The organism is Hymenobacter sediminis (assembly GCF_003231285.1).
In the GTDB taxonomy this organism is placed as follows: domain Bacteria; phylum Bacteroidota; class Bacteroidia; order Cytophagales; family Hymenobacteraceae; genus Hymenobacter; species Hymenobacter sediminis.
This window is the reverse complement of record NZ_QKNS01000003.1, coordinates 364,817-388,807: the sequence shown is the minus strand read 5'-3', so window position 1 is coordinate 388,807 and position 23,991 is coordinate 364,817. Positions and strand designations below refer to the sequence as shown.

Genomic DNA, 23,991 nt, shown 5'->3' with positions numbered 1-23,991 from the left:
ACCTTTTCCAGGTACCGATAATAGGCCGGAGCAACGATATTGTACTGACCATTAGCAGCCTCTGCCCAGCAGCTCCGGCCCGTTTGGCAGCCGGTGGCTGATAGCCATATCCCTACAAACCTTACCGTGGCCCCCGGTTTACTTGCCGTTTAGGCAGAGGGCACTTTTCCCTTTCCGGAGTATTGCTTCAGGCCCCGGTTTGCACCTGTAGCCCCAGGGGCTGCTCGGCTGGGTTGGGTGCTTCTGAAGCGTTGATGTCCTTGGTTTCGGGCACTGAGAGCCAGTAGAAGTGAATGCCGAGCACCGCTATACCTGCCAACGACATAAACCCAACCGCATAGCCGAAGTGCTTGACAATGTAGCCGGCCAGAATGCTGCTAAGAGCGGCGGCTAGCCCAATGGCGGAGTACACTACCCCCTGCAGCAGGTTAAACCGGCCCGTGCCCTTGCTCAGGTCGGCAATCATCAGGATACTGACTACCCCGAAAATACCTGCCCCAATGCCATCCAAGAGCTGAATGCCGGTGAGCACGTAAGGGTCGTCGATGAAGGCGAACAATAGGGCCCGCACCGGCAGCAGCAGGAAGGCTAGCACCATGATTTTCTTGCGCCCACGTTCGGCAGTGCGGCCCGCAAAAGAAGCCACGAAAACCATTACGCCCTGGGCAATAATGATGGCAGCCGACAAGTACAAGGACGAGTTTTGGGGATCTACCAGGCCCATTTTCTGCCCCACCAGCGGGAGCATAGCGCCGTTGGCCAGGTGAAACAGCGCCATAGCCAGCGTGAAAACCAGGATATTGCGGTTGGCAAACAGGCTTTTTAGCCCGGCCGTATTCGGGGCTTGGTCCGTTGTACTGGCTCCTCGGGCCAGCTCGTGGTCGATGTCTTTCTCCTGGATAATCAGCACCCCTACGATCAGGGCCAGGCACTGGGCAATGGAAAAATAGAAGATGCCCTCGTAGGAGATGAACCGGCCGATCAGGCCCGCAATAATGGCCGCCAGCATGTTGCCCAAGTGGTTGAAGCTCTCATTGCGGCCGATGCGCTTATCCAGTAGGCTGTGCCCTACCATGCCCAGGGTTATGGCCGCCACACACGGCGCATACACCGATTGGGTGAGCCCTACCACGGCCTGCGACAAAAAGATGGGGTAGAACCCATGGCTGAGCACCACCACCAGGCAGCACACGGCAATAATCACCGATGCCGCCATCAGCAACACGCGCTTGTGCCGGGTTCTGTCGATGAGGGCGCCTGCCGGAGCCTGCACCAGAATACCCACCAGGCCGGGTACAGCAATGACTAGCCCTATTTCATCGGGCTGCCAGTTCCTGACCGTGAGCAAATACACCGAGAGGTACACGCCCACTCCGTCCTTTACATCGGCCATTAACAGGTTAACCCAGTCAAGCCCTTTCAAACTACGCGCTGATGCTTCCATACCGCCCCTGATTGTCGCTACCTCTCTTAACGGCCGCAACCGTCTTGGGTACGCTAGGGTAGAGTTCGGTCAGACGCTTTTCAGCAAGGTTTTTCTGTTGTCAGATAAATAGCGCCTTAGGAAGGACAGCAGAGGGCGTCAATCATGGAAGCCACAGCAAGCCTAACGTTCATCTTGAGTGATGGTCCTACCCCCCATTAACGCATCATCCGGCGCAGCACGAAGAAGCTTATTACGCTGCAACGACTGGCTAACGCCTCGTACTAACGTAATAAGCTTCTTCGTGCTGCGCCGGATGGCGTATTGGCAGGCTTGTTTTCAGTAAAAAACAAGCCGCCAACTATTTCTCGTTGCTTTATGCGGCGGAGTTACCTGGGGCGCAGAGCTGGTTTTTCTAGTTTGCCAGGCTCGCGCACTCCCTTGTAATTCCGCTGGTGCTACCGCAGCGCATTACGGCATGCCTTTGCCGCCGGCAGCTCCATACACCTGACCGGTAGCATAGCTAGCCTGCGGATCGGCGAGCTGCACATAGATGGAGGCCAGCTCCACGGGCTGCCCGGGCCGCTTCATGGGCGTATCGCCGCCGAATTTCTGCAGCTTTTCCTGGGTAGCGCCGCCACTCACTTGCAGGGGCGTCCAGATGGGGCCGGGGGCTACCCCGTTCACCCGGATTCCCTTTGGGGCCAGTTGCTTGGCCAAGGAGCGGACGTAGTTGGTGGTAGCCGCTTTTGTCTGGGCGTAGTCGTAGAGGTCTTCGGAGGGGTCGGTGGCTTGCTCGGAGGTAGTCCCGATGATGGCCGAGCCGGGCTTGAGATGGGGCAGCGCCGCCTTGATAATCCAGAACGGAGCGTAGATGTTGGTTTTCATCGTCGCATCAAAGTCCTCGGTGGTCAGGTCCAGGATGGACTGGCGCTGCTGTTGCCGCGCCGCGTTGCTCACCACAATATCGAGGCCGCCAAGCTGGCGCACAGTTTCATCTACCAGCTTCTTACAGAAGGCTTCGTCGCGTAGGTCGCCGGGAATGGCAACCCCTTTCTGGCCGGCGGCCTTAATCAGGGCAATTACCTCTTTGGCGTCAGCTTCCTCGGCCGGCAGGTAGTTGATGGCCACATCGGCGCCTTCCCGGGCGTAGGCAATGGCGGCGGCACGGCCCATGCCGGAGTCGCCGCCCGTAATCAGGGCTTTGCGGCCTTTGAGGCGGCCCGAGCCCTTGTAGCTTTTTTCGCCGTGGTCGGGCACGGGCTCCATCTTGCCAGCTAGGCCGGGCCAGGGCTGCGTCTGGCTTTTGAATGGGGGCCGGGGGTAGGCGGTGGTCGGGTCTTTCAGGGGTTCGGGGGCTGCTTCGGCAGAGCCGATAGCAGCTTCGGCAGATAATAGAGGGCTTACAGTAGCTACGGCTAAGCTGGCGCCTAAACCGCTGATTATCTGACGTCGGCTGAGTGTGGTTTCTTCTTTCATACTCTCTTGCAACGGTGCTTTTTTAGATAGGTTGCCCTGTTGCAAACTGTCAGGTGCAGATCTGTCCCTGGCAGTTGGCGCCCGACCACGCCCGGATTTGAGAAAAGGCACCACAGTCGAATCACCAAAAGCCCTACCCCCTTCCTGAGCCTGAGCCTGCATGGACTAGGACGCTTTTATTCTGCGAATGCCTTATTTCAACCATTAGTTGTATTGGTGAGCAAGTCATCACTCACATTATCATAACAATATTTTATCATCTTTTATATACAAACGTTTCCGGTAACGATTCCGGTCTTTTCATTTTGCCTATATCCTTTGGCGGTGTTCCTACCCCATGAACTGGCTACTATCTTCCGAGGGAAATAGGCTCTAGGGCTCTCCAAAGCTTATACGGTCCTCCATCAGCCGGCCAGCTAACTACCCGCTCCCAATTGCATCTCTCGATGAACACGCTTCGGTTGTCGTCCTGCATTCAGCTGCAGGCCGCGGCTTGTCGGAGGCGCTAAACCTCATGTTGTCACTCTCACTAAACCCTTGCCTATGAAGATAAGCCCCTGACCTGCTTCTGTCCTAAACCAAACTCCCACCGCATGAAAACAATGACTTCCTCTTCTGATAACACTTCTACACAACAAGCCCGAGCGGCGCGAACAGCAAAGGCTTTCGTTGCAACGCTGGTCCTGAGCGTGCTCGGCCTCAGCTCTTTTGCCCAGCAAATTCCGCTGGTGTATTCTTCTGAAAATACCGGCACCACCTGCGCAGCGCCTCCCCTGCCTAGCTTCGACCAGCTGCCCGCCATTGCCCCCCTTCCCGACCCGTTTATGTGGTCAGATGGCCGCGGCCGATCCACCAGCTTCAGCGACTGGGAGTGCCGGCGCAACGAAATCAGGGCTGAAATTGAGAACTATGAGATAGGCCGGAAGCCGGCCAAGCCCGAAACCATTACCGCCAGCTACGCCCCTGGTACTACGGCCGGCACCGGCGTACTTACCGTGAACGTGACTGTAAATGGCCAGACTTTGGTCTTGACCTCGCAGGTAGCTCTACCGACGGGCACCGGTCCGTTTCCGGCCATCATCGGGATGAACAGCGCCACTGGCAGCCTGCCGGCCGATATTTTCAGCAGCCGCAATGTAGCCCGCATCACCTTTAGCCACAACCAGGTAACGGGCTACGGCAACCCACAGCTGACGGACCCTTACTATAAACTCTACCCCGAGCAGAACCTCGATAACTCGGGCCAGTACAGCGCCTGGGCCTGGGGCGTGAGCCGCCTGATTGATGGGCTGGAGCTGGTGCAATCAAGCCTGCCCATTGATTTGAAGCACATTGGCGTGACGGGCTGCTCCTACGCCGGTAAAATGGCCCTGTTTTCCGGGGCGCTTGATGAGCGCATTGCCCTTACCATTGCCCAGGAGTCGGGCGGTGGTGGGGCCCCGGCCTGGCGCGTTTCCGAGACCCTGGGGGCGGTAGAAAAGCTGGGCGCCACCGATTACCGCTGGTTTCGGGACGATATGAAGCGGTTTGAGAACACCAACGTAGCCAAGCTCCCCCACGACCACCACGAGCTGATGGCCATGATTGCGCCCCGCGCTCTGCTGGTAACCGGCAACACCGATTTCGAGTGGCTGTCGAACCCCTCGGCCTACGTATCGGCCAGGGCCGCGCACGAAGTGTGGAAGACGTTTGGCATCGGCGACCGGTTCGGCTTTTTCATTGATGGCGGCCACAACCACTGCGCTATTCCTACCACCCAGCGCCCCGCCATTGAGGCCTTCGTGGACAAATTCCTGCTGGGCAACACCAGCGTCAACACCAACATCACCACCCACCCCTACCCCGCCCTGGACTACCAACGTTGGTACAAGTGGTGGGGCACCAGCAATGCCGTGTTACCGGCCGAGCCGCTGGGCAAACGCATCTGGCTGGAAGCCGAATGCGCCACAGTGGGCTCGAACTGGGAGGTAGTGTCGAATGCTGACGCATCGGGCGGTAAGTACGTGAAAGTAAAAAGCGGCCTGACCAGCCCCACCGCCGCCCCTACCGACGCCATTTCCTACCTGACCCTGCCCTTCACCATTGACAGCGCCGCTACCTACAACTTGGTGGCCCGGCAAAACGTACCGGCCGGAGAAGAATACGGCTACTGGCTTAAGGTTGATAATGAGGCTTTTCAGTCAGTAGGCAGCCAACTGGTATCCAACGGCGGGTTTGAGAACGGACTGACCGGCTGGACTGCTTTGAACACGACCGGCGCAACCATCACGGCGAATACTGTAGCAGCGGAAGCTCACAGCGGCACCGGCTCCCTGAAAGTGGTGAACCCCACCGCCCAGCCCGGCAACCAGTGGCGGGTGCAGGTAACCAGCGCCGCCTTCCCAACTACCGTGGGCAAGCAGTACACCATTTCCTACTGGGTAAAAGCGGCCACCGCCGGGGGTTCCATCCGCCTCTCCACGGGTCCTTCCGGGGCCCAGTACCAGGCCGATCAGACCATTGACACGGAGTGGAAACAGGTTTCCTGGACTATCACGGCCTCCATAGCTTCCACCACCTTTCTGTTCGACATGGGCCAGGCAGCCAATACTTACTACATCGATGACGTGAGCGTGAAAGAGGTAAATGCCGGTGGCGGCTGGGGCTGGACTAAGCTGAAGGATATGGTGCTGCCCGTAGGTCCGCATACTCTGACCATTGCTTACAATACCGGCGGCGGGGCACAGCTTGATAAAGTGGTGCTGGCTACCTCCATGAATTCCATCAGCGGCCTGGGCGCAACGGCCACCAACTGCACCGTTTCCTCCACCGCTACCAAGGCCGCTGCCAGTGGCATAGAGGCTTACCCGAACCCGGCCCACGATAAAATCAACATCCGGCTGGGAGCCAACAAGCTCAACGTGAAAACTATTGACGTGGTGGACGTTACCGGCCGCGTATTGTCGCGCGTGACGGTAGGCAAGCAGAACGTGCTGACCATCCCGAGCAACCAGCTGAAGCCGGGTATTTACATGTTGCGCTTTAACGGCGACACGACGGCCGCCCACCGGGTTGTAATTCAATAATTGACTTTAAGTACAGAAGCAGCTGATATAGGCTGTACCCAAAGCACGTCATGCAGAGCCGGTGGCAAAGCATGACGTGCTTTTCGTTTGCTACCCCCACGTCTTGGCACGACGCTAGACTGCCCCAGCTGGTTTACGAGCCACTCAGCAAAGCCACTCAGATGTAGTAACGGTTCGCGCCTTCTGCGGGGGTAGGGACCAGGAGTATGGTACGACGGTGAAATTTTCTTTCTTTGGGCTCTCTGCACCAGTATTCTGCCCTATGCCTTCTCGCCGCAAGTTTCTTACTTCCTCGGCCGCCTCACTGGCGGCATTAGCCGTGGGCCAGTCGGCCGAAGCCGTTGCACTGCCGCCGCTGCCCGTTGCGGGCAAGCCCTTGGTCATTTCTACCTGGGATACCGGAATAGCCGCCAACCAGGGAGCCTGGAAAGTATTAAGCCAGGGAGGTAGGGCGCTAGACGCGGTAGAGGCCGGTGTGATGGTGACGGAAGCGGAGCAAAACTGCTGCGTGGGCCTGGGCGGCAACCCCGACCGGGAGGGCATTGTGACGCTGGATGCCTGCATTATGGATGAGCTGTTTAACTGCGGCAGCGTGGCGGCTCTGGAGCGCATCAAGCACCCCATCAGCGTAGCCCGGCGCGTGATGGAGCGCACGCCCCACGTTATGCTGGTAGGCCAGGGCGCTCAGCAGTTTGCCGTGGCCCAGGGCTTTCCGCTGGAACCCCAGAAGCTCAGCCCCGACGCCGAAAAGGCCTACCGGGAGTGGCTCAAAACCAGCCAGTATAAGCCCGTCGTGAACATCGAAAACTCGGGTAGCAAAAAGTCGGTGGGGCCGGTAGGCGGGGCCAACAACCACGATACCATTGCCATGCTGGCCCAGGATGCGCGCGGCAACCTCAGCGGCAGCTGCACTACCAGCGGCATGGGCTTCAAGATGCGCGGCCGCCTCGGCGACTCCCCCCTTATTGGCTCGGGCCTGTACGTGGATAATGCCGTGGGTGCGGCCGCCGCTACCGGCCAGGGCGAAGACGTGATTCGCATAGCCGGTGCCCACACCGTGGTGGAGCTTATGCGCCAGGGCCTCGGGCCGAAAGCCGCCTGTAAGGCCGCAGTTGAGCGCATTGCCAAAATCAAAGGCGACAAGGCCCGCGACATTCAGGTGTGCTTTATTGCCGTGAATAACCAGGGCCAGCACGGCGCTTTCGCTCTGCAAAAGGGCTTCAGCTATGCCGTTTGCGACGCTACCAATCAGCGGCAGCTCATCCAAAGCGACTACCTCCTGCGGTGAGCCGAACCCTAGAAATTTGCGCTAACTCGGTGCAGTCGGCGGTGGCGGCGCAGGCGGGCGGAGCGCACCGCATTGAACTGTGCCAGAACCTGGAGCAGGGCGGCATCACGCCCTCTTACGGCTTGGTGCAGCGGGTGCGGGAGTTGCTCAGCATCCCAGTGTTTGCTCTCATTCGGCCCCGGCCCGGCAACTTCTGCTACTCCCCCGATGAGGTGGCCATCATGGCCACCGACATTGCCCAGTGCCGGCTGCTGGGCTGCGACGGGGTAGTGCTCGGTGTTCTCGATGCCCAGGGCCGTGTAGCTGTGCCCCAGTGCCAGGCGCTTATGGAGGTGGCCGGTCCGCTACCCGTTACCTTCCACCGCGCCTTCGATGTATGCCCCAACCAGTTGCAGGCCCTGGAAGACGTAGTGGCCCTGGGCTGCCAGCGCATTCTGACTTCCGGTGGCCAGGCCACGGCTGAAGCGGGGCAGACCCAGCTGGCGACACTAGTTGAGCAGGCGGCAGGGCGCATCAGCATTATGCCCGGCGCGGGCATCCGGCCGCACAACATCCGAGCCGTGGCCGCCCGCACAGGCGCCACTGAGTTTCATGCCAGCGCCACCCGGCCCCTACCCCTTTCTCAGGCCCCAACCCCCACGGAGTTCGACGTTTCTCTCCTCCAGACGGATGCGCCCCTGGTAGCGGAGCTATTAGCCCAACTTGAAGGGTAAATCATCTAGGCTCAATTTAGGCTGGAACGAAAACGCCCCGCAACTCAGGTTCCGGGGCGTTTTCTGTGTCAACTTAAGGTAGGCATGGCGCCAAGGCTAGTTTTACTTCTGCCTAGCAGCCCAGGTGTTCATCGTTTTCTCAGCAATATCTAAAGGCATGGCGGCGTTTTGCAGCAGCTCGTCGTGGAAGGCGCTGAGGTTGAATTTGGCGCCTAGCTGCTTCTGGTACTTGCTGCGCAGCACCATAATTTTCATCTGGCCGGTTTTGTAGGCCAAAGCTTGGCCGGGCCAGGCCATGTAGCGCTCAATTTCGGCGGTAGCTTCCTGGTCGCCGATGGAGCGGTTGTCTTTCATGTACTGAATGGCTTCTTCGCGGGTCATGTTTTTGGTGTGCATACCCACATCTACTACCAGCCGGATGGCCCGGTGCATTTCCCCGTTCAGAGCCCCCATACGCTGGTAGGGGTCGGTGTAAAGCCCCAGCTCTTTGCCCAGACTTTCGGTGTACAGAGCCCAGCCTTCGCTGAAGGCGCTGTAGAAGGCAAAGCGGCGAAACTTGGGTAGCTTCTCGTTTTCCTGCTGCAGGGCAACCTGGTAGTGGTGACCCGGAATGGCCTCGTGCAAAAACAGGTTTTCCATGCCGCGCGTCACGTTGTACTTGGTGGCATCGAGGATGGGCACGTAGAAGATACCGGGGCGCGAGCCATCGGGCAAGCCGCGGTTGTACTGAGCGCTGGCCGAGGCAGCGCGGAAGGCCTCGGTCTGCCGGATTTCAAAGCCGGTTTTGGGCACCCTTCCAAACATTTTTTTCAGATTGGGGTCAATCTTCGTCTGGATGGCGCGGTAAGCGTTCAGCACTTCCTCCGGCGTTTTGAAAGGCATGAACTTGGGGTCGGTGTTGAGGTAGGTGAAGAAGGCGTTCAGGTCGCCTTTGAAACCTACTTCGGCCTTAATCTTTTCCATTTCGCCCCGGATGCGCTTCACCTCGCTCAGGCCAGTCTGGTAAATCTGCTCGGGCGTGCGGTTGGTGGTGGTCCAGTATTTTACGGCGTAGCGGTACATACCCTCGCCGCCGGGCACTGCCGAAATGCCGGTGGTGGTGCGGGCCTTGGGTAGGTACTCGTTCTTGAGGAAGTCGTGCAGTTTCTGGTAGGTAGGCACCACCTGCTCCCGGATGGCCTGTTGGTAGGCTGCCGTGAGGCGCTGCTGCTCGGCGGCGGGCACAGCCGCCGGAAACTTGGTAACTGGCCCGTAGAAAATGCTTTTTGCGGGGTCGGGTGTAACCATGGCCTGGAGTTGGGGCAGCATCTTCTCCACCAACGGCCGGGGCATCACTACACCGGTGCGCATGCCCCGGCGGAAGTTACTAATGGCTGTGTCAGCCCACACGGGGTAGGCGCGTACCCGGCTCAGCCAGTTGTCGTAATCCTGGGTGGTTTTAAAGGGCTGATTGCCGGAGCCCGCCCCCAATTGGGCCAGCGAAATAGGCAAGCCGCTGAATTGGGTAAAGGGCATCATCCAGGTGGGCTGCTTGAGGCCCTCCAGGCGCATTTGCATCTCATAGAGGAAGATGTCGTAGCTCACCTGGTCGTCGGCAGAAAGCTTGGCGCGGTCAAATTTGCGGAGCTGCTCCAGGTACCGCTGAAAGAACTGCTGCTGGGCCTGGCGGTAAGCCACGGTGCCGTCGTTGGGGAGCTGGTCGTTGTAGCGGTTGTCGCCTTGGGAGGTAGCTTCCAGGGGGTAGAGTTTGGCGCGCTCGTCCCAGTACTTCTCAAACAAGGTGGCCAGGGCCGGCGAATCGGCAGGGGCCACAGGCGCGGCCGTATTGCTCATCAGAGTGCCCAACAGGGCCGCAGCCAGCGCTGCCGATAGAAACAGGTGCTTCACGAGTAGAACAGGGGTAGTAGTGTGGAAGCTAAATGTAACCGCTTTAAGCTAGTGTTATAAAAGTAGCGCATGGTTCGGGCAGATATTTGGTAGTGTGCTACTACCTCGTTTCACCGGCACAGAAGAGGTAAGCACTCTGATAAGACTGAAGCACCCGCCTCATACAGGCCGAGTTTGCTACCCCTCTCTCCCCTATCACCCCTCCCCAATGTGGCAACCTGTTGCTATATCAAGCAAAAGCAGCCTCAAGACCAGGGAATTACCCGGCAATTAAAAGTTGGATTAAACAGAGCCATGTGAAATGACAGACCGCAGGAAACCCCGTACTTTTAATGCCGACTTGTCCAGCTTGTTTTGCGCTCGGTCTCTTTTTTGTGCGTGGATAGCATTCGCAAGGGGCTAAGCGCATTAATCTTTTGAATTATACCTATTCCAATTTGTGTTAATCTCTACTCTCCTGCGACCTAAGGCGTCTGCCTTTGCCTGTATTGGGCTGCTGCTACTGGGGGTGCCGGTTTCTCTTCTGGCGCAAACCATGGTGGTTAGCAGTCAGCTGCCGGCTGCCAATGCTATTACCGTAGTACCCAGCGCATCTCTCGCCCTTACGTTTTCCCAGAACCTGAACCTGCCTACTGCCAGCAAGGTGGCGGTGTACAGCGCTCAGGCTGGCGGCCGGAAAGCGGGCACTTATACAGCAGGTGGCACGCAATTGCGTTTCGACCCCACTACGGATTTTAAGCCCGGCGAAACAGTTTACCTCACCGTGCCCGCCACGGTGCAAAGTGCCACCGGCGTTGATGCTACTCCACGCGTTTCCCAATTCACAACAGCAGCCAGCGGCACCGGCCGGGGCAACTTTCAATACGGCTCCGACCCACAGGTGCAGGACTCGCCTTGCAAGATAACAGCGGCCGACATAGACAATGACGGTGACCTGGATTTGATTTCGGCGAACTACGGCTCTGGCAACGGCACAACCGTAAGTGTGCTGCCCAATGACGGCAAAGGCAACTTCGGGACGGGCTATTACCACAACGTGTACGGAAATAACACTGGGGTAATAGATGTGGCTGCCGCCGATGTAGATATAGATGGCGACCTGGACATTGTGACAGCCAACGCCAACACCGGAAACGTGAGTGTGCTGATCAATTATGGCTACGGTTATTTCATGGGCGGCCAGAGCTTCTTTGTGGGCGGCTCGCCGCGGGCCCTGGCGCTAGCCGATCTGGATGACGATGGTGACCTAGATGTGCTGACGGCCAACGACGCGCAGGGCAGTGGTAACTCCATTTCAGTGCGCTTTAATAGTGGTACTGGCCATTTTAGCGGCACTACTGAGTTAGCCCTGGGTCAAAATCCCTCAGGGGTGGCCGTGGGCGATGTGGACAACGACGGCGACCTGGACCTGCTGGCTTCTATTGCGGGCACCAACAGCGTTGCTATCCGCCTCAACGACGGCACCGGCCAGTTTAGCGGCAGTGGGAGCGTGCCGGTAGGCCCCCGGCCCAGCCACGTAGCCGTAGCCGACCTGGACGCCGATGGCAACCTAGACCTGCTAACCTCCAATTTTGGGCAGGGTGCCGGCTCCACTGTTTCGGTGCGGCTCAACGATGGCAAGGGACATTTCATGGCCAGCTCGGAGGCCGAGGTAGGGGCAGCCCCTACCCAGGTAACTACCGCCGATGTAGACGCCGATGGCGACCTGGATTTGTTGACGTCCTGCCTGGCCACTAACACTGTCAGCATTCGCCTTAACGATGGCACCGGCCGATTTAGCGACGGCTTCGACCCGGTAGTAGATACCAACACCTTTACTGGTGTGGGCTCCAGAGGTCTGGCTACCGGCGACTTGGACGGAGACGGGGATATCGACCTGCTGGCGGCTAACTCAGGAAATACCACGGCTTATACAGTCAGCGTGCGCCTGAACCAGCCTCCGGCGCCCCAACTCCTGAGCTTTAGCCCGGCCAGCGGTGCCCCCGGTACAACAGTAACATTCAGGGGCACTTCTTTCACGAGTGCCACCGCCGTGTTATTTAACGGGGTACCAGCCCAGTTCACCATAAACTCTGCTGAAGAGCTTACTGCTGTAGTGCCTGCAGCTGCCACCACGGGCCCGGTGTCCGTTACTAGCTCCGGCGGTACCAGCAGCAGTGCCGAGTTCTTCACGGTTACCGGCTCGTTTACCGTTAGCTCAGTGCTGCCTACGCGCAACTATAACACGGCGCCTCGCAACAGCCTGGCCAGTGCCAGTTTTGATAAGGCGGTGGGCAGCGGTGCGGCAACTTTGGGCGCACTGCGGGTACATAGCCAGCAAGCCGGCGGCTATAAGGCCGGCACGGCACTGGCCATCGGAAACACCATCACCTTTCGACCTACTACCCCCTACCAGCCCGGCGAAACGGTTACGGCAACGCTTACAACCGCCGCCCGAAGTGCAGGTGGCCGCAGTCTGGCGGCTGGCCAGGTATTTCAGTTTACAACGGCCGCCGGGGTAGCATCTGGCAGCTTTCCGCCCCTGGCCCGAGGCGCTGTAGTGCAGTATAACCCCCTCGACGTGGCCGCGGCCGATATGAACGGCGACGGTCGCCTTGACATTGTTACGCTGAACTACGCGCCTAATGGCTTCAGCTCGGTTTCCGTCCGCCTAAACAATGGCAATGCTACCTTCGGCGGCACAACCAACTTTGGGGTGTTATCAACGGCTTTTAAGCTGGTTCTGGCCGATGTGGACAACGACGGTGACTTGGATGCGCTCACCGTAAATGATAGCCGGCGAGTTTCAGTGCGTCTTAATAATGGCACGGGCACAGCATTCTCAGATGGCTTCAATGTACCGATTGGAGAAGGCTCACTTGATCTGGTGGCGGCCGATGTGAATGCCGATGGCTACCCAGATATGCTGACGGCTAACTCTTCCGGCCATAGTGTATCTGTGCGGCTTAATAACAGCGGCAGCGGTTTTGTAGCCAGTCCGGATGTGACAATCGGAAATAGCCAGGCTCCCTTCCTGCAGCCGGTGGGGGTAGGCGTAGCCGATGTGGACCTGGACGGTGACTTGGATATGATTACAGCCAATCAGGGGCCCAACTCCATTGCGGTGCGGCTGAACGATGGTACTGGCGTCTTTAGCGGCAGCTACCTCCTGACCTTGCCGGGCACTGCGCGCAGCTTACGCATAGCCGATGTGAATAACGACGGTATCCAGGATGCACTGGTGGGCTTCTTTGAATCGCGCGTGCAAGTATTGCTGGGTAACGGAGCTGGCGGCTTTACAAATGGGTCCGAGGTAAGAGTAGGCAACTACCCCCGCAATATGGCCCTTGGCGACATCGACGGCGACGGGGACCAGGACTTGGTGACGGCCAATGCGGATGCGTACTCCGTTTCAGTTCGGCGGAACGATGGTACCGGGCGGTTTAGTGGCAGCACTACCCTTAGCGCCGGCCAGAACCCTGCGGGTATCTGCTTGGCTGACCTCGACGGGGACGAAGACTTAGACCTGCTGCTAGCCAGCTACTCAGATGGCTACGCCGGCATTAGCCTAAACCCCGCGGGGACTGTTACGTCAGTGCAGTCGGCGGCATTAGCAGCCCAGGTTTCTCTCTATCCTAACCCGGCCCACCAGCGCTTCAGCCTGGTAGTACCCGCTCAAGGCAAGGCTGCTTCCCTTACGCTGACCCTGCGCAACAGCTTGGGCCAGATAGTCCGGACGCAGACCCTCCGTGTGCCCGGCAACGGTGCTACTGTTGAAATGGATGCCGCTGGTCTGCCCTTGGGAGTCTATACTCTGCATGGCACGCTGGACCAGGAGCAATTCACGAAACGGGTGGTTTTGGAATAGAAACCCAAAGAGCATTCTTTTCAGAACTAGGAAGACCCCGGCGCATGTCGGGGCCTTCCTGGTTCTGGCGCACAGCAGCCAGGGCTGAACTACTGAGAGGTTCTGGCTGGCGCTGGGGGTGGCTACCTATCTGAGTCAACTGCCTGCTGCGGAGGCTGTGGAGTTACACTCTGGTTTACGGTCAGCACACCTCAACAGCAAGCAGAACAGTAGGTTATTCTTTCGTACATGATTTTATGCTAGTTACTGTTGCGCCTTGCGCTATCTGCACATTTTCTGATACTCAACTGTGGTTTGCCCGTAGTATAGAACAGACGAGTAAACACCGCTGAGCTAACAGCTTAGCAGTTTAACCCCTGACTCAGTTGAGCTTCAACAGGCCAAAACTGCATTAGCTAAACGCAATACATGTAGCTACACGATGTCAACATATAGATGAGTTTTCGCGTAAAGGCTGAACAAGGAATTTTTAACTATTCCATTCTTATCGCCACTACGCGAATCTTCACATGACTGACATTCAAGATAATATATATACTAGGGAATATCTTTCTTTTATAAATAAGAAAGAATTCCCCTGCGTAGCTGCCAAGACAGCTCTAACCTGGAATCAGCTTCACTGCTTGGTAGTTGACCACCTTGCCTGCCCCAAAGACGACGCTGCTATTCTGGACTTCATCTATGAGTTTGTAGACGCCTACCGGGAGTCGGATAAGCTTTACCACAGCGCGGCTGTCATCTTCAAAGGACCTGAAACACCCAACGAGGCCCTGTTTGAGGAGCTGTTCTGGCAGCGCATGCAGGCTTTGTCGAACCTAGATGCCCAGCGCTACGACTACGACCGGCGGGTAGTAGCTGACCCAAACTCACCTGATTTCAGCTTTAGCCTGAAGGAAGAAGCCTTTTTCGTGATTGGCTTGCACCCTGGCAGCTCGCGGCCGGCCCGGCAGTTTTCCTACCCCACGCTGGTGTTCAATGCCCACGCCCAGTTTGAGCAGATTAGGGCGAACGGCCGCTACGACAACTTGCGCAACACCATTCGCACCCGCGACGTGGCGTACTCTGGCTCTATCAACCCGATGCTCCAGGATTTCGGCGAAGCCTCGGAAGCCTACCAATACACCGGTAAAGCCTACGACCAAGCCTGGAAATGTCCCTTTTTAAGTCAACATGAGTCAGTTAACCATCATTCCGCCGCGTAGCGGCACCGCCTTTGTACTGCGCAAAGGTCAGAAGCTGAAAGTTGTAGATGTGGAGGGCGAGCAGGTATCCGACTTTGTCTGCTACAACCTCGAAGACCGGGCCGAATACCTGTCCTCGGGCCGCACCATCGACTACGCTGAAACCATCTTTCTGACCAAGGGGCACCCGTTCTACTCCAACCGCAGCAACATTATGTTTGAGCTGGTAGAAGACACGGTAGGCCGCCACGACTTCCTGCTCACACCCTGCAGCGCCGATACCTTTCGCATTATCTACGGGCACCAGCACCCGCACCGGGGGTGTTTCGGCAACCTCTGCGAGGCCCTGAAGGAGTACGGCATCAGCCCCGATGCCATTCCCATTTGCTTCAACATTTTCATGCACGTAACCGTGGATGGCAACACGGGCAAAGTGGATGTGCTACCCCCCAAAAGCAAGGCCGGCGACTACGTGATTCTGGAAGCCAAAACCGACCTACTGGTGGGCATGACGGCCTGCTCGGCAGAAATGTCGAACAACTACGCCTTCAAGCCCATTGGCTACGAAATTCTGGACTGAGTAACTGAGAGCTGGTTTCCTTCCTCACCTGGGGTAGGAAACCAGCTCTCAGCCTTTAGCACCAGTGGCACGTACAAAAGCAGGTCCAGCTGGCACTCGTGTCTTAAGCCTCAGCACTTTCCTCCCTTCCTACCCCCTGGCTCATCATGGAACAAAGCACCCGAGAAGGCATCGTTAAGGAGCTCAGCGAGCTGCTGACCAAGGGCAATGCCCACGTAACTTTTGAGGAAGCCTGCGCCGATGTGCCGGCGGAGCTGCTGAACCAGCGGGTGCCCGACCTGCCCTACACCCTTTGGGAGCTGGCCGAGCACATCCGGATTGCGCAGTGGGACATCGTGGAGTTTTGCCTGAGCCCAGAGCATAAGTCGCCGAAGTGGCCCGATGAGTATTGGCCCGCGCCGGAACAGCAGGCCCAGGAAGCCGACTGGCAACATACGCTCCACCAGATACAGGAGGACCGGGAACGGTTTCTGGCGCTGCTTCAAGATCCTGCCCAAGACCTGCTGGCCCCCCTACCCCACGGCACCGGCCAAACCCTGCTCCGCGAGGCCTTACTCATTGGCGACCACACCGCCTACCACACTGGCCAGATTATTCTGCTGCGCCGTTTGCTGAAGAACTGGGGGTAGGCAAGAAGCCTCCCATGGGCAGGTGTACCCGAAAGGTAGTACCCTGGCCCACGGCGCTATCTACCTCTACCCTACCCCCGGCCTGGTTTACTAACCGGTTGACCAGGTACAGCCCCATGCCGGAGCCGGTTACCTCCGGATGAAACCGCCGAAACAGCTGAAACAGCTCCCGGCCGTGGCGGGCCAGATCAATGCCTCGGCCGTTGTCCTGCACGCTGAGCACCACGTTATCGGCGGCGCGGGTGGTGCTGACCTTGATGTGGGGCGCCCGGTCGGGCTCGGCGTAGCGCAAGCCATTGCTGAGCAGGTTATAGAGCATGCTGTGCAGGCCAGAGCGAGCCATGCACACGGTAGGGGCAGCCTCAAAATCGAGAGTAAACGAGGCCTGGTGCTCGTCCAGACGCTGCTGCAGGCTCCGGATAATTTCTTCGGTGAAAGGCCGTAGCGCTATCATCTCCACGGGCACCTGCTCTAGCTGGCGCTGCAGCTGCACTACTTCCGTGAGGCCCTTAATGGTACTTAGTATCTGCTGCAGGGCCTCGGCAAACATATTCAGCATTGCGGTGGCCTCAGGGTCATGAAACGTGACGGTGTGGCGAAGTTCCTGGAACAAGCCCGCCATGTTATCAATGGGCTGTTTCAGATCGTGCGAGGCCGTATATACAAAGCTATCCAGGTCGGCGTTGATGCGGCTGAGCTGTTCGTTTTTGCTGACAAGCTGCTCGTTGGCGCGGGCCAGCTGCTCGCGCTGCTCTTCAGCCTGCTGCTTGGCGCGCAACAGCTCCTGCTCATACTTGCGGCGCTCAGTGATGTTAAACAGCGTTACGCGCACAGCTAGCGGTTGGCTATCATTGTCGCGTAGCAGTACGGCATTCATGAGCACGGGCAGCGTGCTGCCATCTTTGCGCCGCAGTGTGTAGCTAAACTCCCGCACATGATTCTGCAACAGCAGCATGGGCACCCCGTAGGTTTCGTAGTGCAGGCGGCCGCCCACAGTAAACAGTTGCTGCAGGCACCGGCGGGCTACCAGTTCGGCTTTGGTATGGCCGAGCCAGCCTAGCAGAGTTTGGTTGACCTTCACCAAGGTGCCATCGGGCAGGCAGGTGCAGTAGCCACAGGGGGCGTGCTCATAAAGATCATCCAGGTTTTCCTGAGTCAGGCGCAGATCCAGCTCCGGCAGTTGCTCCTTGTTGTGGGGGCTCGCAGTGCTCATAGCTTCAGCGTAGGGGTAGGCACCAGATACTGGCGAATGGCAGCCACAGTGGCCTGCGGGGCGCTCAGGTGCGGACAGTGTCCCGAGGTATCCAATACTATCAGTTCACTATCCGGAAGATGCTCATGCATATACTCGCCTACCTGCCGCGGGGCAAGGGTATCCTGGGCGCATTGCAGAATCAGGGCCGGCGTGTGCAGCCGAGGCAAATCAGGACGGTGGTCGGCCAGAAAGGTAGCGCGGGCAAAATGCCGGGCAATGGTGGGGTCCGTCTGGCAGAAGCTGGTGTTAAGCTCTTCGGCCAGCTCCGGCCGCTCCGGGTTGCCCATAATCACGGGGGTGATAGAGCCTGACCAGCCCAGGTAGTTGTTGTCCATGGCCTCCAGTAGCTCGTCGATGTCCTCGCGCTCAAAGCCCCCGATGTAGTCGCCATCATTAATAAAGCTCGGCGAAGGTGCTACCAGCACCAAGCAGGCAAACCGCTCAGGCTCCCGAATGGCGGCCAGCATCCCAATTATGGCGCTTACGGAGTGCCCCACCAGCACCACCTGGTGCAGATTGAGGGCGCGCAGCACGTCCAGCACATCCTCGGCGTGGGCTTGCAAGGAGCTGTAGCGAACAGGGTCATACACGCCGAGGGCCGAGTTACCGGCACCCACCAGATCCAGCAGCACAATGCGGTGGCACGCCTCGAAGGCTGGGGTTATCAGGCGCCACATGCGCTGGTCGCAGCCGAAACCGTGCACCAGTACCATTGCCTGTGAGCCGGTTCCGAGAACCGTAACGTTATTGCGCCTCAGAGCATCCATAGCAGAAACCAGCACTAGCGAAAGGTCCGAACTTACGGCGGCGGCCCAGCTACCAGAGGGCGCGCTTCGCTCTCTAAGGTAGTACTTCCGACTTATAGCATCCAGAGCGGCTCTATATTTCGTGCATCCCTAAGGTTACCTGAGCAGCTTTTCCTGGCAGGGCTTTGGCTTACGCCCCAGCTTGGCTTCGAGGTAGCACCTCATAAAAAAGCCCCGGCCATGTGCCGGGGCTTTTTTATGAGGTGCTAGTAACCGCTCTTTGCCAGCGGGAACACCCTAGGAGTGCAGCGCGGCATAATGCTCGTCAATGGCCTGGGCCATGGACCGCTGAAAGGCTGCCAGCAGCTTTTCGCGCTCCACATCGGGCATGCTCTGCAGCACTTGTTCAAAAGTCGTCCGATAGACGTGCGCCATGAACTCAGACCCGTAAGTCGTAAAAAATCCGTCATGGATCTTACTGAACGCCTGTTTTTCGGCCGAGGAGATGGAAAGCGACAAGGCCAGCCATTCCTTCGCATTGTTGGCTAGACTAAGCTGTAAGTCCTGATCCATGATGAAGAATGTTGAAGTGAAAAAAGGCGGTTAGCCTAAAGCTGTCGGCGGTAGGGCCGATACACATTGGGAGTACTGACGGGAGCCAGCGTGCCTACCCCTCCGTGCGCTGCATAGAAAGCCGAAATAGCCGTTTCCAGCGCGGGGCCATCGTGCAACGAGAGGGTAGCAAATACGTCCTGAGCGTCCAGTGGAGCGGCCATCGTGCTCAGGCGGCAGCTATCAATGCCCAACGGATGCTCAATAAACAGCTGTGCCCCGTCGTGGGCCAGCGACTGATGCTGGTAGCGCCAGGCCCGGGCATGGGTCGGGCGGGAGGAGCTGCGGGAATCATCGGTGGCAGCAAAGCCCAGGCTTCGCAGGTAAGAATCAGTCATGATCAGGATAGAAAAAGAAATTATGGAAAAGAGGAGGGCTCGGCGGCCCAGTTGACTTGGCGCAGGAGCACCCGAAATTCAGCCTCGGATGCTACCCTACCCTGGAAATTGTACAGCATTTGGCCGTTCACTACTTCCAGCAGGGTGAGCTCCTGGTCGTCGTAGAGCACAATGGTTTCCTGCCCGCAGGCGCTGGCCCGACTGTAGCGCTGCTGCCGGGGCGGCGAGGCAAAAGCCACAAAGCCAAGCGCGTGCAACAGCCCGGCGGTTGGCTGATAAAAAGACATTAGAGAAAAGGATTTCGGCGGGAGAGGCCGCAGCAGATACGCCGGGCAGAGAGGACAGCAAGCCCCCACAAGATGAGGGGCCAGCAAAAGCAGGGGCTGGTACTAGTGTCAAGCCGCGGCGAGGCCGTTAAGTTCAGCTTTTAATAGCCAACTTCCTATTTATTCCTGAGCTGGCGGCCCGCAGCACCTACCCCGGTGAAACTACGTAGTGCCGCCCCCGCACGCAGCCCAGCGTAAGCTAGACAGGCGCTGGCTCAGGAAAAAGTACGGCAACAGAACAGAGGCAAGTACGGATATCCGAATCAGTATTTAAACTCTATATTCTTGATTATTTGATGGGTAGCTTTGTATAAGCAGGTTGCTTGAAGACCTTTTCTTCTGAAAGGAACTCGGGTCTCTTTCTGTTTCCGTACACCTCCAGCCTATTCTTATGCCAGCCACAGCCCCAAATTCTATCCCGAACTGGACCCACGCTTTCAGCACCGTAGATTTAGATGTGGTACCGGCTGCTCAAGCCGCTCGCACCCTGGCACGCGGTGCGTGGCAGCCGCGCCCACGCCTGCTGATTGACTGCGGCCACTTAAAATGCCTGCGCAGCCTGGGCGTGAGTCACGTAATATCGGAGCTGCTGGTGCTGCACAACGCCGGTGCCGACGTTTGGCTTAATAATGTTGACCCCATGTTGGCTCGCTGCCTGAGCCTGCTGCAACTGAATCGGCTGTTTCATCTGGCCCCTACCCCTGCCTGACCCTCCAACCCTCCGGCAAGACCACAGCATGGCATCTACTTAAAAAGCATCCCGCCGCCTTCGGCAGTGGGGTGCTTTTTTGCGTATAGGCTTCAGCGCCAGCCCCCTCATGGTGACCTTGTTGTAGTACTTGCCTACCCCTACCCCATGTTCGAAGAGGTTGATTGGCAGGGCATATTTGTGCCCGAAACGCCGCTACTGGAAATTTTTGTGCGAGGCAGCCTCGTGTACCTGGGGCTTTTTGTGCTGCTGCGGGTGCTGCTCAAGCGCGAGTCGGGCACGCTGGGCATTACCGATATGCTACTGGTGGTGCTCATTGCCGACGCGGCCCAGAACGGCATGTCCGACGACTACCGCTCGGTGCCGGAGGGGCTGCTGCTGGTGGGCACCATTATTTTCTGGAGCTGGCTGCTGAACTGGCTGGGCTACCACTACCCCTTCTTCCAGCGCCTAACCAAACCCCGGAAGCTGCTGCTGATAAAAAACGGCCGCATGATTCGGGAAAACATGCACAAGGAGCTGATTACGGCTGGGGAGAATACCTGCCAAATAATGCGGCCCAGCAGTTCCGCGCGGCTCAGGCCCAGCAGGCGCTCTACCTCTGAGTTTACGAAGCTGAACGTCCAGTGCCGGTCAAGCATAAAGAAAGCATCCGTAATGCTTTCGAAAATGGTGTTGAGGCGCTTGGCTTGCTGATGAATGATGGCCCGGGAGGTTGCTTCCTGGGTGATGTCTTTGCCCACCATGTGCACGCCCACTATCTGCTCATTTATTATCAGGGGCACTTTGGTGATGTGAAACACCCTGGGCACATCGCCGAGCAGTTGCGTGCTTACCTCAAACCCCACCTTGCGGCCCCGGAAGGCTTCAGCCAGCTTCTCATTAAACAGGCTTCTTACATCCGACGGCAGAAAATCGGAGAAGGGCCGGTTCAGTACCTCAAGCTTAGATTGGTGTACCAGCTCCAGAAATGCCGGGTTGGCATCCAGAATAACACCGGTCCTATCTTGAAAAAGCACTGCATCGGGGTTGTTATTGAACAATGACCGAAACCGCTCCTCGTTATCTAGTAATAGCCGCACGTCGTCGTTCATAAGCACGAAGGTTGGTTTGCTGGCGCCTACCTCAGAAGCGTTGCCTAGCTTCCACTGGTGTTGTTACCTTTAAAAATAGGTTCGATATCCTCGGCACTAGTCTGCCCGACCACGTAGGAAGCACCGCCTAAAATAGGTACGTTTCCCGTATTGAAGAAGATGAACTGCCGGATAAATTCTTCTGAAAGAGTGTCCTTGGCAGAAAACTCTGGCTTCTCGCTCGACAATAACTCTGGGGCCCGGCGGGCGGTATAGCTACTCTTGTACCCTTTCGTACTCTGCTATGCCTCAGCCTTCTCTTCGCCACGCTACCGTTGTTATTACCGGAGCCTCCAGCGGCATTGGTCGCGCCACCGCCCTCACATTTGCCCGCCACGGCGCTACTCTGGTGCTGGCGGCCCGGCGGGCCGAGGTGCTGGCCGAGGTAGTGGCGGAGTGTGAGCGGCTGGGTGCCCGTGCCCTGGCCGTCCCGACGGACGTGACCGATGCCGAGGCGGTGCAGCGCCTAGCCCACGCCGCTACGGAGTTTGGCAGGGGTAGCATTTCTGTGTGGGTAAACAACGCCGGCAGCGGGGCCATTGGGGAGTTTGAGAAAGTACCGCTGGCGGCCCACGAGCAAGTGCTGCGCCTTAATCTGTTTGGCTACCTCTATGGGGCTTACGCGGTGCTACCCCTCTTCCGGCGGCAAGGCCACGGCACCCTAATCAACGTGGTGTCATTGGGCTCCTGGCTGCCCGAGCCGTTTACTGCTTCTTACAGCGCCAGCAAATACGGCCTGCGGGGCCTGATGGACACGCTGCGCGCTGAGCTGAGCGCCGAGCCCCACATCCACATCTGCGACGTGCACCCCTCGTACATTGACACGCCTGGTTTCCAGCACGGAGCCAATTACACCGGCCGCCTGATTAAGCCTGCGCCACCCGTTTTTCCGGCCCAGAAAGTAGCGGATACTATTCTGCGCCTGACCCGGCACCCGCAAGCCTCTACCATGGTCGGGTGGTCGGGGCCGGTGTTCCGGCTGCTGTACCAGCTGGCTCCGCAAACTACCGCCTGGACTACCGCGCGCCTATTCAGAGGCTACTTAGCGCAGGCCAAGCCCGCCCCCATTTCCGAAAACAGCCTGTTCCGCCCCCAGCCCGCGCCCCACGGCTCCGACGTTTCCGGGGGCTGGCTTGCGCCCGCGGCTCCGCGCCGCCGCGGGGCCTGGTGGGGAGCCGCCGTGGTAGCGGCCGTGGCCGGCGCTTACGTGTGGCAGCAGAACAGAGCCCGGACAGCGCGTTAAAATACCGAGGGCACAGCCTGAATAATCCGTGGTTATCACTGCAAAATGGGTGTTTCCTGAGAAAATGCAGGGTAGGCGCAAGCCGTATAAGGACCATGAACAGCGTCGGTTAACTCCCCTCACCTGAACCTTAACTCATGTCCACCCAAGCCCTTAGCCAAAGCTCATCTTTCGCCCAATCGGTTTCTGCTCCTTTCGACGTGGAACGGGTCCGGGCCGACTTCCCGGCCTTGCAGCAGCAGGTAAACGGCCAGCCCCTCATCTACCTCGATACGGCCGCTTCCTGCCACAAACCGGCTCTGCTCCTGCCGCACCTGGAGCGCCTCTACCTGCACGAGTACGCCAAGCCCTACGAAAACCACCCTATGAGTAAGGCCATTACCGCGCAGAAAGAAGAGGCGCGGCAAAAGGTGGCCGATCTGATCAATGCTTCCAAAGATGAAGTGGTGTTTGTGCGGGGCTGCACCGAAGGCATCAACCTGGTGGCTACCTGCTTCGAGCGGGCCATGCTGCAGCCCGGCGACGAGGTACTGGTGACGCAAATGGCGCATCACTCCAACTACCTGCCTTGGGAAATGGCCTGCCGCCAGAACAAGGCCATTCTGCAGGTGCTACCCATCACGCCCAGCGGCGAAATCGACCTCGACCAATTCGAACAGGCCCTTACCAACAAGACGCGGATAGTAGCCATTGAGCACTCCTCGCACGTGCTGGGCACCATCAACCCCATCAAACAGATGGTAGAGCTGGCTCATCGCCGCAACATTCCGGTGCTGGTAGATGGCGCGCAAGCCGCCCCGCACATGCCCGTGGATATGCAGGAGCTGGGCTGTGACTTCTATACTTTTTCGGGCCACAAGATGGGCAGCCCCAGCGGGGTAGGCGTATTGTACGGACGGAAAGAGTGGCTCGATAAGCTGCCGCCCTATCAGTTGGGCGAAGACATGGTGGAAACCGTCAGCATTGCTCGCACGCTGTCCTCCCCCGATTCCAAATTCGCGTCAGCGCCTATGCGGTTTGAGGGCGGTACGCACGCCTTCGCCGAGATTATTGCCTTTGGGCACGTAGTAGATTACCTCCAGCAAATCGGCCGCCAGCAGATTCAGGAATACGAGGAAAGCCTGTTGCACTACGCCACCGAGAAAATGCAGCCCCTTGATCGGGTTACTATTATCGGCACGGCCCCGGAAAAGGAACCGCTGGTGTCCTTCACCATCGACGGCATCAAGGCCCAGGACGCAGAAAGCTGGTTTAACAAGCACACGGGCATTGCCTTGCGCGCCGGCGAGCTGAGCGCGCAGCCCCTGATGAAAGCCCTGAGCCTGGAAGGGGTTGTCAGGATTTCGTTTGGCTTCTTTAACACCACCCAGGAAATCGACACGTTCGTGGATGCCCTGCACACCTGCATTCGGGAACAAGCCTAACCCCTGAGTGAGTAGCTGCCGGGTGCTACCCCCCACGGAGTGGTTTGCCACCTCATGAGGGGGTAGCACCCGGCAGTTGGGGTCTAGTGCAAGGTGTGCTTGGGGCCTACCCC

The 23,991-nt window shown here is 58.2% G+C and carries 19 protein-coding genes; 10 read left to right on the top strand and 9 right to left on the bottom strand.

All coding sequences use genetic code 11. The annotated features are described in order from the left end of the window. Window positions 1–187 precede the first annotated feature (187 nt). Together DNI29_RS10750 and DNI29_RS10745 are read right to left on the bottom strand one after the other, a co-directional pair. Complete coding sequence (locus DNI29_RS10750) at window positions 188–1,423, bottom strand: MFS transporter (protein ID WP_162303577.1); 1,236 nt, start codon at window positions 1,421–1,423, stop codon at window positions 188–190. A gap of 471 nt (window positions 1,424–1,894) precedes the next feature. Beyond that, window positions 1,895–2,902 (bottom strand): SDR family oxidoreductase, encoded by a 1,008-nt coding sequence (locus tag DNI29_RS10745; protein WP_110978104.1) that lies wholly within the window; start codon window positions 2,900–2,902, stop codon window positions 1,895–1,897. 593 nt (window positions 2,903–3,495) lie between these two features. On the opposite strand from DNI29_RS10745, the gene DNI29_RS10740 reads away from it, so the two are divergent. The 3 genes from DNI29_RS10740 to DNI29_RS10730 all read left to right on the top strand — a co-directional run bounded on the left by DNI29_RS10740 (window position 3,496) and on the right by DNI29_RS10730 (window position 7,968). Next, window positions 3,496–5,967: a T9SS type A sorting domain-containing protein gene (locus DNI29_RS10740; protein WP_123823211.1), complete on the top strand. Its 2,472-nt coding sequence runs from the start codon at window positions 3,496–3,498 to the stop codon at window positions 5,965–5,967. A 262-nt stretch (window positions 5,968–6,229) separates the two neighbouring features. Continuing rightward, window positions 6,230–7,255: a glycosylasparaginase gene (locus DNI29_RS10735; RefSeq protein ID WP_110978102.1), complete on the top strand. Its 1,026-nt coding sequence runs from the start codon at window positions 6,230–6,232 to the stop codon at window positions 7,253–7,255. Then, window positions 7,252–7,968, top strand: a complete 717-nt coding sequence (locus tag DNI29_RS10730; protein WP_110978101.1) for a copper homeostasis protein CutC — start codon at window positions 7,252–7,254, stop codon at window positions 7,966–7,968. Before DNI29_RS10735 ends, DNI29_RS10730 begins: the two co-directional genes overlap by 4 nt. Before the next feature lie 102 nt (window positions 7,969–8,070). Here DNI29_RS10730 and DNI29_RS10725 read toward each other — a convergent pair whose 3' ends face one another. Further along, window positions 8,071–9,855 (bottom strand): DUF885 domain-containing protein, encoded by a 1,785-nt coding sequence (locus DNI29_RS10725; protein ID WP_238388061.1) that lies wholly within the window; start codon window positions 9,853–9,855, stop codon window positions 8,071–8,073. Between the two features lie 439 nt (window positions 9,856–10,294). Between DNI29_RS10725 and DNI29_RS10720 the strand changes: the two genes are divergently transcribed. From DNI29_RS10720 to DNI29_RS10705, 4 genes are all read left to right on the top strand, one after another. Beyond that, window positions 10,295–13,702, top strand: coding sequence for an FG-GAP-like repeat-containing protein (locus DNI29_RS10720; protein WP_123823210.1), 3,408 nt, complete (start codon window positions 10,295–10,297; stop codon window positions 13,700–13,702). Window positions 13,703–14,211: 509 nt separating this feature from the next. Continuing rightward, a complete protein-coding gene (gntA, locus tag DNI29_RS10715) occupies window positions 14,212–14,904 on the top strand; it encodes a guanitoxin biosynthesis heme-dependent pre-guanitoxin N-hydroxylase GntA (RefSeq protein WP_110978099.1) in 693 nt (230 codons plus the stop codon). Then, complete coding sequence (locus DNI29_RS10710) at window positions 14,873–15,463, top strand: DUF1989 domain-containing protein (RefSeq protein ID WP_110978098.1); 591 nt, start codon at window positions 14,873–14,875, stop codon at window positions 15,461–15,463. Before gntA ends, DNI29_RS10710 begins: the two co-directional genes overlap by 32 nt. 146 nt (window positions 15,464–15,609) lie before the next feature. Beyond that, entirely contained in the window at window positions 15,610–16,092 is a 483-nt protein-coding gene (locus DNI29_RS10705) for a DinB family protein (RefSeq protein WP_110978097.1), read from the top strand. On the opposite strand, the gene DNI29_RS10700 is transcribed toward DNI29_RS10705, so the two are convergent. The 5 genes from DNI29_RS10700 to DNI29_RS10680 all read right to left on the bottom strand — a co-directional run bounded on the left by DNI29_RS10700 (window position 16,055) and on the right by DNI29_RS10680 (window position 19,330). Further along, on the bottom strand, window positions 16,055–17,305 hold the full coding sequence (locus DNI29_RS10700; RefSeq protein ID WP_110978096.1) for a sensor histidine kinase: 1,251 nt from the start codon (window positions 17,303–17,305) through the stop codon (window positions 16,055–16,057). The two genes, DNI29_RS10705 and DNI29_RS10700, sit on opposite strands and share 38 nt — an antisense overlap. Beyond that, the gene (locus tag DNI29_RS10695) at window positions 17,302–18,114 is read right to left on the bottom strand and encodes an alpha/beta fold hydrolase (RefSeq protein ID WP_110978095.1); all 813 of its coding nucleotides are present in this window, start codon (window positions 18,112–18,114) and stop codon (window positions 17,302–17,304) included. The genes DNI29_RS10700 and DNI29_RS10695 overlap by 4 nt, the downstream gene beginning before the upstream one ends. 276 nt (window positions 18,115–18,390) lie before the next feature. Then, the gene (locus DNI29_RS10690) at window positions 18,391–18,666 is read right to left on the bottom strand and encodes a hypothetical protein (protein ID WP_110978094.1); all 276 of its coding nucleotides are present in this window, start codon (window positions 18,664–18,666) and stop codon (window positions 18,391–18,393) included. A gap of 35 nt (window positions 18,667–18,701) precedes the next feature. After that, complete coding sequence (locus tag DNI29_RS10685) at window positions 18,702–19,043, bottom strand: hypothetical protein (RefSeq protein ID WP_110978093.1); 342 nt, start codon at window positions 19,041–19,043, stop codon at window positions 18,702–18,704. 20 nt (window positions 19,044–19,063) lie between these two features. After that, window positions 19,064–19,330 (bottom strand): hypothetical protein, encoded by a 267-nt coding sequence (locus DNI29_RS10680; RefSeq protein WP_110978092.1) that lies wholly within the window; start codon window positions 19,328–19,330, stop codon window positions 19,064–19,066. Window positions 19,331–19,760: 430 nt separating this feature from the next. Between DNI29_RS10680 and DNI29_RS10675 the strand changes: the two genes are divergently transcribed. Further along, the gene (locus DNI29_RS10675) at window positions 19,761–20,078 is read left to right on the top strand and encodes an STAS domain-containing protein (protein WP_110978091.1); all 318 of its coding nucleotides are present in this window, start codon (window positions 19,761–19,763) and stop codon (window positions 20,076–20,078) included. 431 nt (window positions 20,079–20,509) lie between these two features. On the opposite strand, the gene DNI29_RS10670 is transcribed toward DNI29_RS10675, so the two are convergent. After that, window positions 20,510–21,172 (bottom strand): PAS domain-containing protein, encoded by a 663-nt coding sequence (locus DNI29_RS10670; RefSeq protein ID WP_110978090.1) that lies wholly within the window; start codon window positions 21,170–21,172, stop codon window positions 20,510–20,512. A 283-nt stretch (window positions 21,173–21,455) separates the two neighbouring features. On the opposite strand from DNI29_RS10670, the gene DNI29_RS10660 reads away from it, so the two are divergent. Together DNI29_RS10660 and DNI29_RS10655 are read left to right on the top strand one after the other, a co-directional pair. After that, window positions 21,456–22,454: an SDR family oxidoreductase gene (locus DNI29_RS10660; protein ID WP_110978088.1), complete on the top strand. Its 999-nt coding sequence runs from the start codon at window positions 21,456–21,458 to the stop codon at window positions 22,452–22,454. Between the two features lie 137 nt (window positions 22,455–22,591). Beyond that, complete coding sequence (locus tag DNI29_RS10655) at window positions 22,592–23,878, top strand: aminotransferase class V-fold PLP-dependent enzyme (protein WP_110978087.1); 1,287 nt, start codon at window positions 22,592–22,594, stop codon at window positions 23,876–23,878. Window positions 23,879–23,991: the final 113 nt, after the last annotated feature.

What these genes read in the sequence shown, in the direction of transcription:
- DNI29_RS10745 (WP_110978104.1), bottom strand. Translation starts at nt 2,902, where the DNA reads ATGAAAGAAGAAACCACACTCAGCCGACGTCAGATAATCAGCGGTTTA.
- DNI29_RS10740 (WP_123823211.1), top strand. Translation starts at nt 3,496, where the DNA reads ATGAAAACAATGACTTCCTCTTCTGATAACACTTCTACACAACAAGCC.
- DNI29_RS10735 (WP_110978102.1), top strand. Translation starts at nt 6,230, where the DNA reads ATGCCTTCTCGCCGCAAGTTTCTTACTTCCTCGGCCGCCTCACTGGCG.
- gntA (WP_110978099.1), top strand. Translation starts at nt 14,212, where the DNA reads ATGACTGACATTCAAGATAATATATATACTAGGGAATATCTTTCTTTT.
- DNI29_RS10710 (WP_110978098.1), top strand. Translation starts at nt 14,873, where the DNA reads ATGAGTCAGTTAACCATCATTCCGCCGCGTAGCGGCACCGCCTTTGTA.
- DNI29_RS10705 (WP_110978097.1), top strand. Translation starts at nt 15,610, where the DNA reads ATGGAACAAAGCACCCGAGAAGGCATCGTTAAGGAGCTCAGCGAGCTG.
- DNI29_RS10700 (WP_110978096.1), bottom strand. Translation starts at nt 17,305, where the DNA reads ATGAGCACTGCGAGCCCCCACAACAAGGAGCAACTGCCGGAGCTGGAT.
- DNI29_RS10695 (WP_110978095.1), bottom strand. Translation starts at nt 18,114, where the DNA reads ATGGATGCTCTGAGGCGCAATAACGTTACGGTTCTCGGAACCGGCTCA.
- DNI29_RS10690 (WP_110978094.1), bottom strand. Translation starts at nt 18,666, where the DNA reads ATGGATCAGGACTTACAGCTTAGTCTAGCCAACAATGCGAAGGAATGG.
- DNI29_RS10685 (WP_110978093.1), bottom strand. Translation starts at nt 19,043, where the DNA reads ATGACTGATTCTTACCTGCGAAGCCTGGGCTTTGCTGCCACCGATGAT.
- DNI29_RS10680 (WP_110978092.1), bottom strand. Translation starts at nt 19,330, where the DNA reads ATGTCTTTTTATCAGCCAACCGCCGGGCTGTTGCACGCGCTTGGCTTT.
- DNI29_RS10675 (WP_110978091.1), top strand. Translation starts at nt 19,761, where the DNA reads ATGCCAGCCACAGCCCCAAATTCTATCCCGAACTGGACCCACGCTTTC.
- DNI29_RS10670 (WP_110978090.1), bottom strand. Translation starts at nt 21,172, where the DNA reads ATGAACGACGACGTGCGGCTATTACTAGATAACGAGGAGCGGTTTCGG.
- DNI29_RS10660 (WP_110978088.1), top strand. Translation starts at nt 21,456, where the DNA reads ATGCCTCAGCCTTCTCTTCGCCACGCTACCGTTGTTATTACCGGAGCC.
- DNI29_RS10655 (WP_110978087.1), top strand. Translation starts at nt 22,592, where the DNA reads ATGTCCACCCAAGCCCTTAGCCAAAGCTCATCTTTCGCCCAATCGGTT.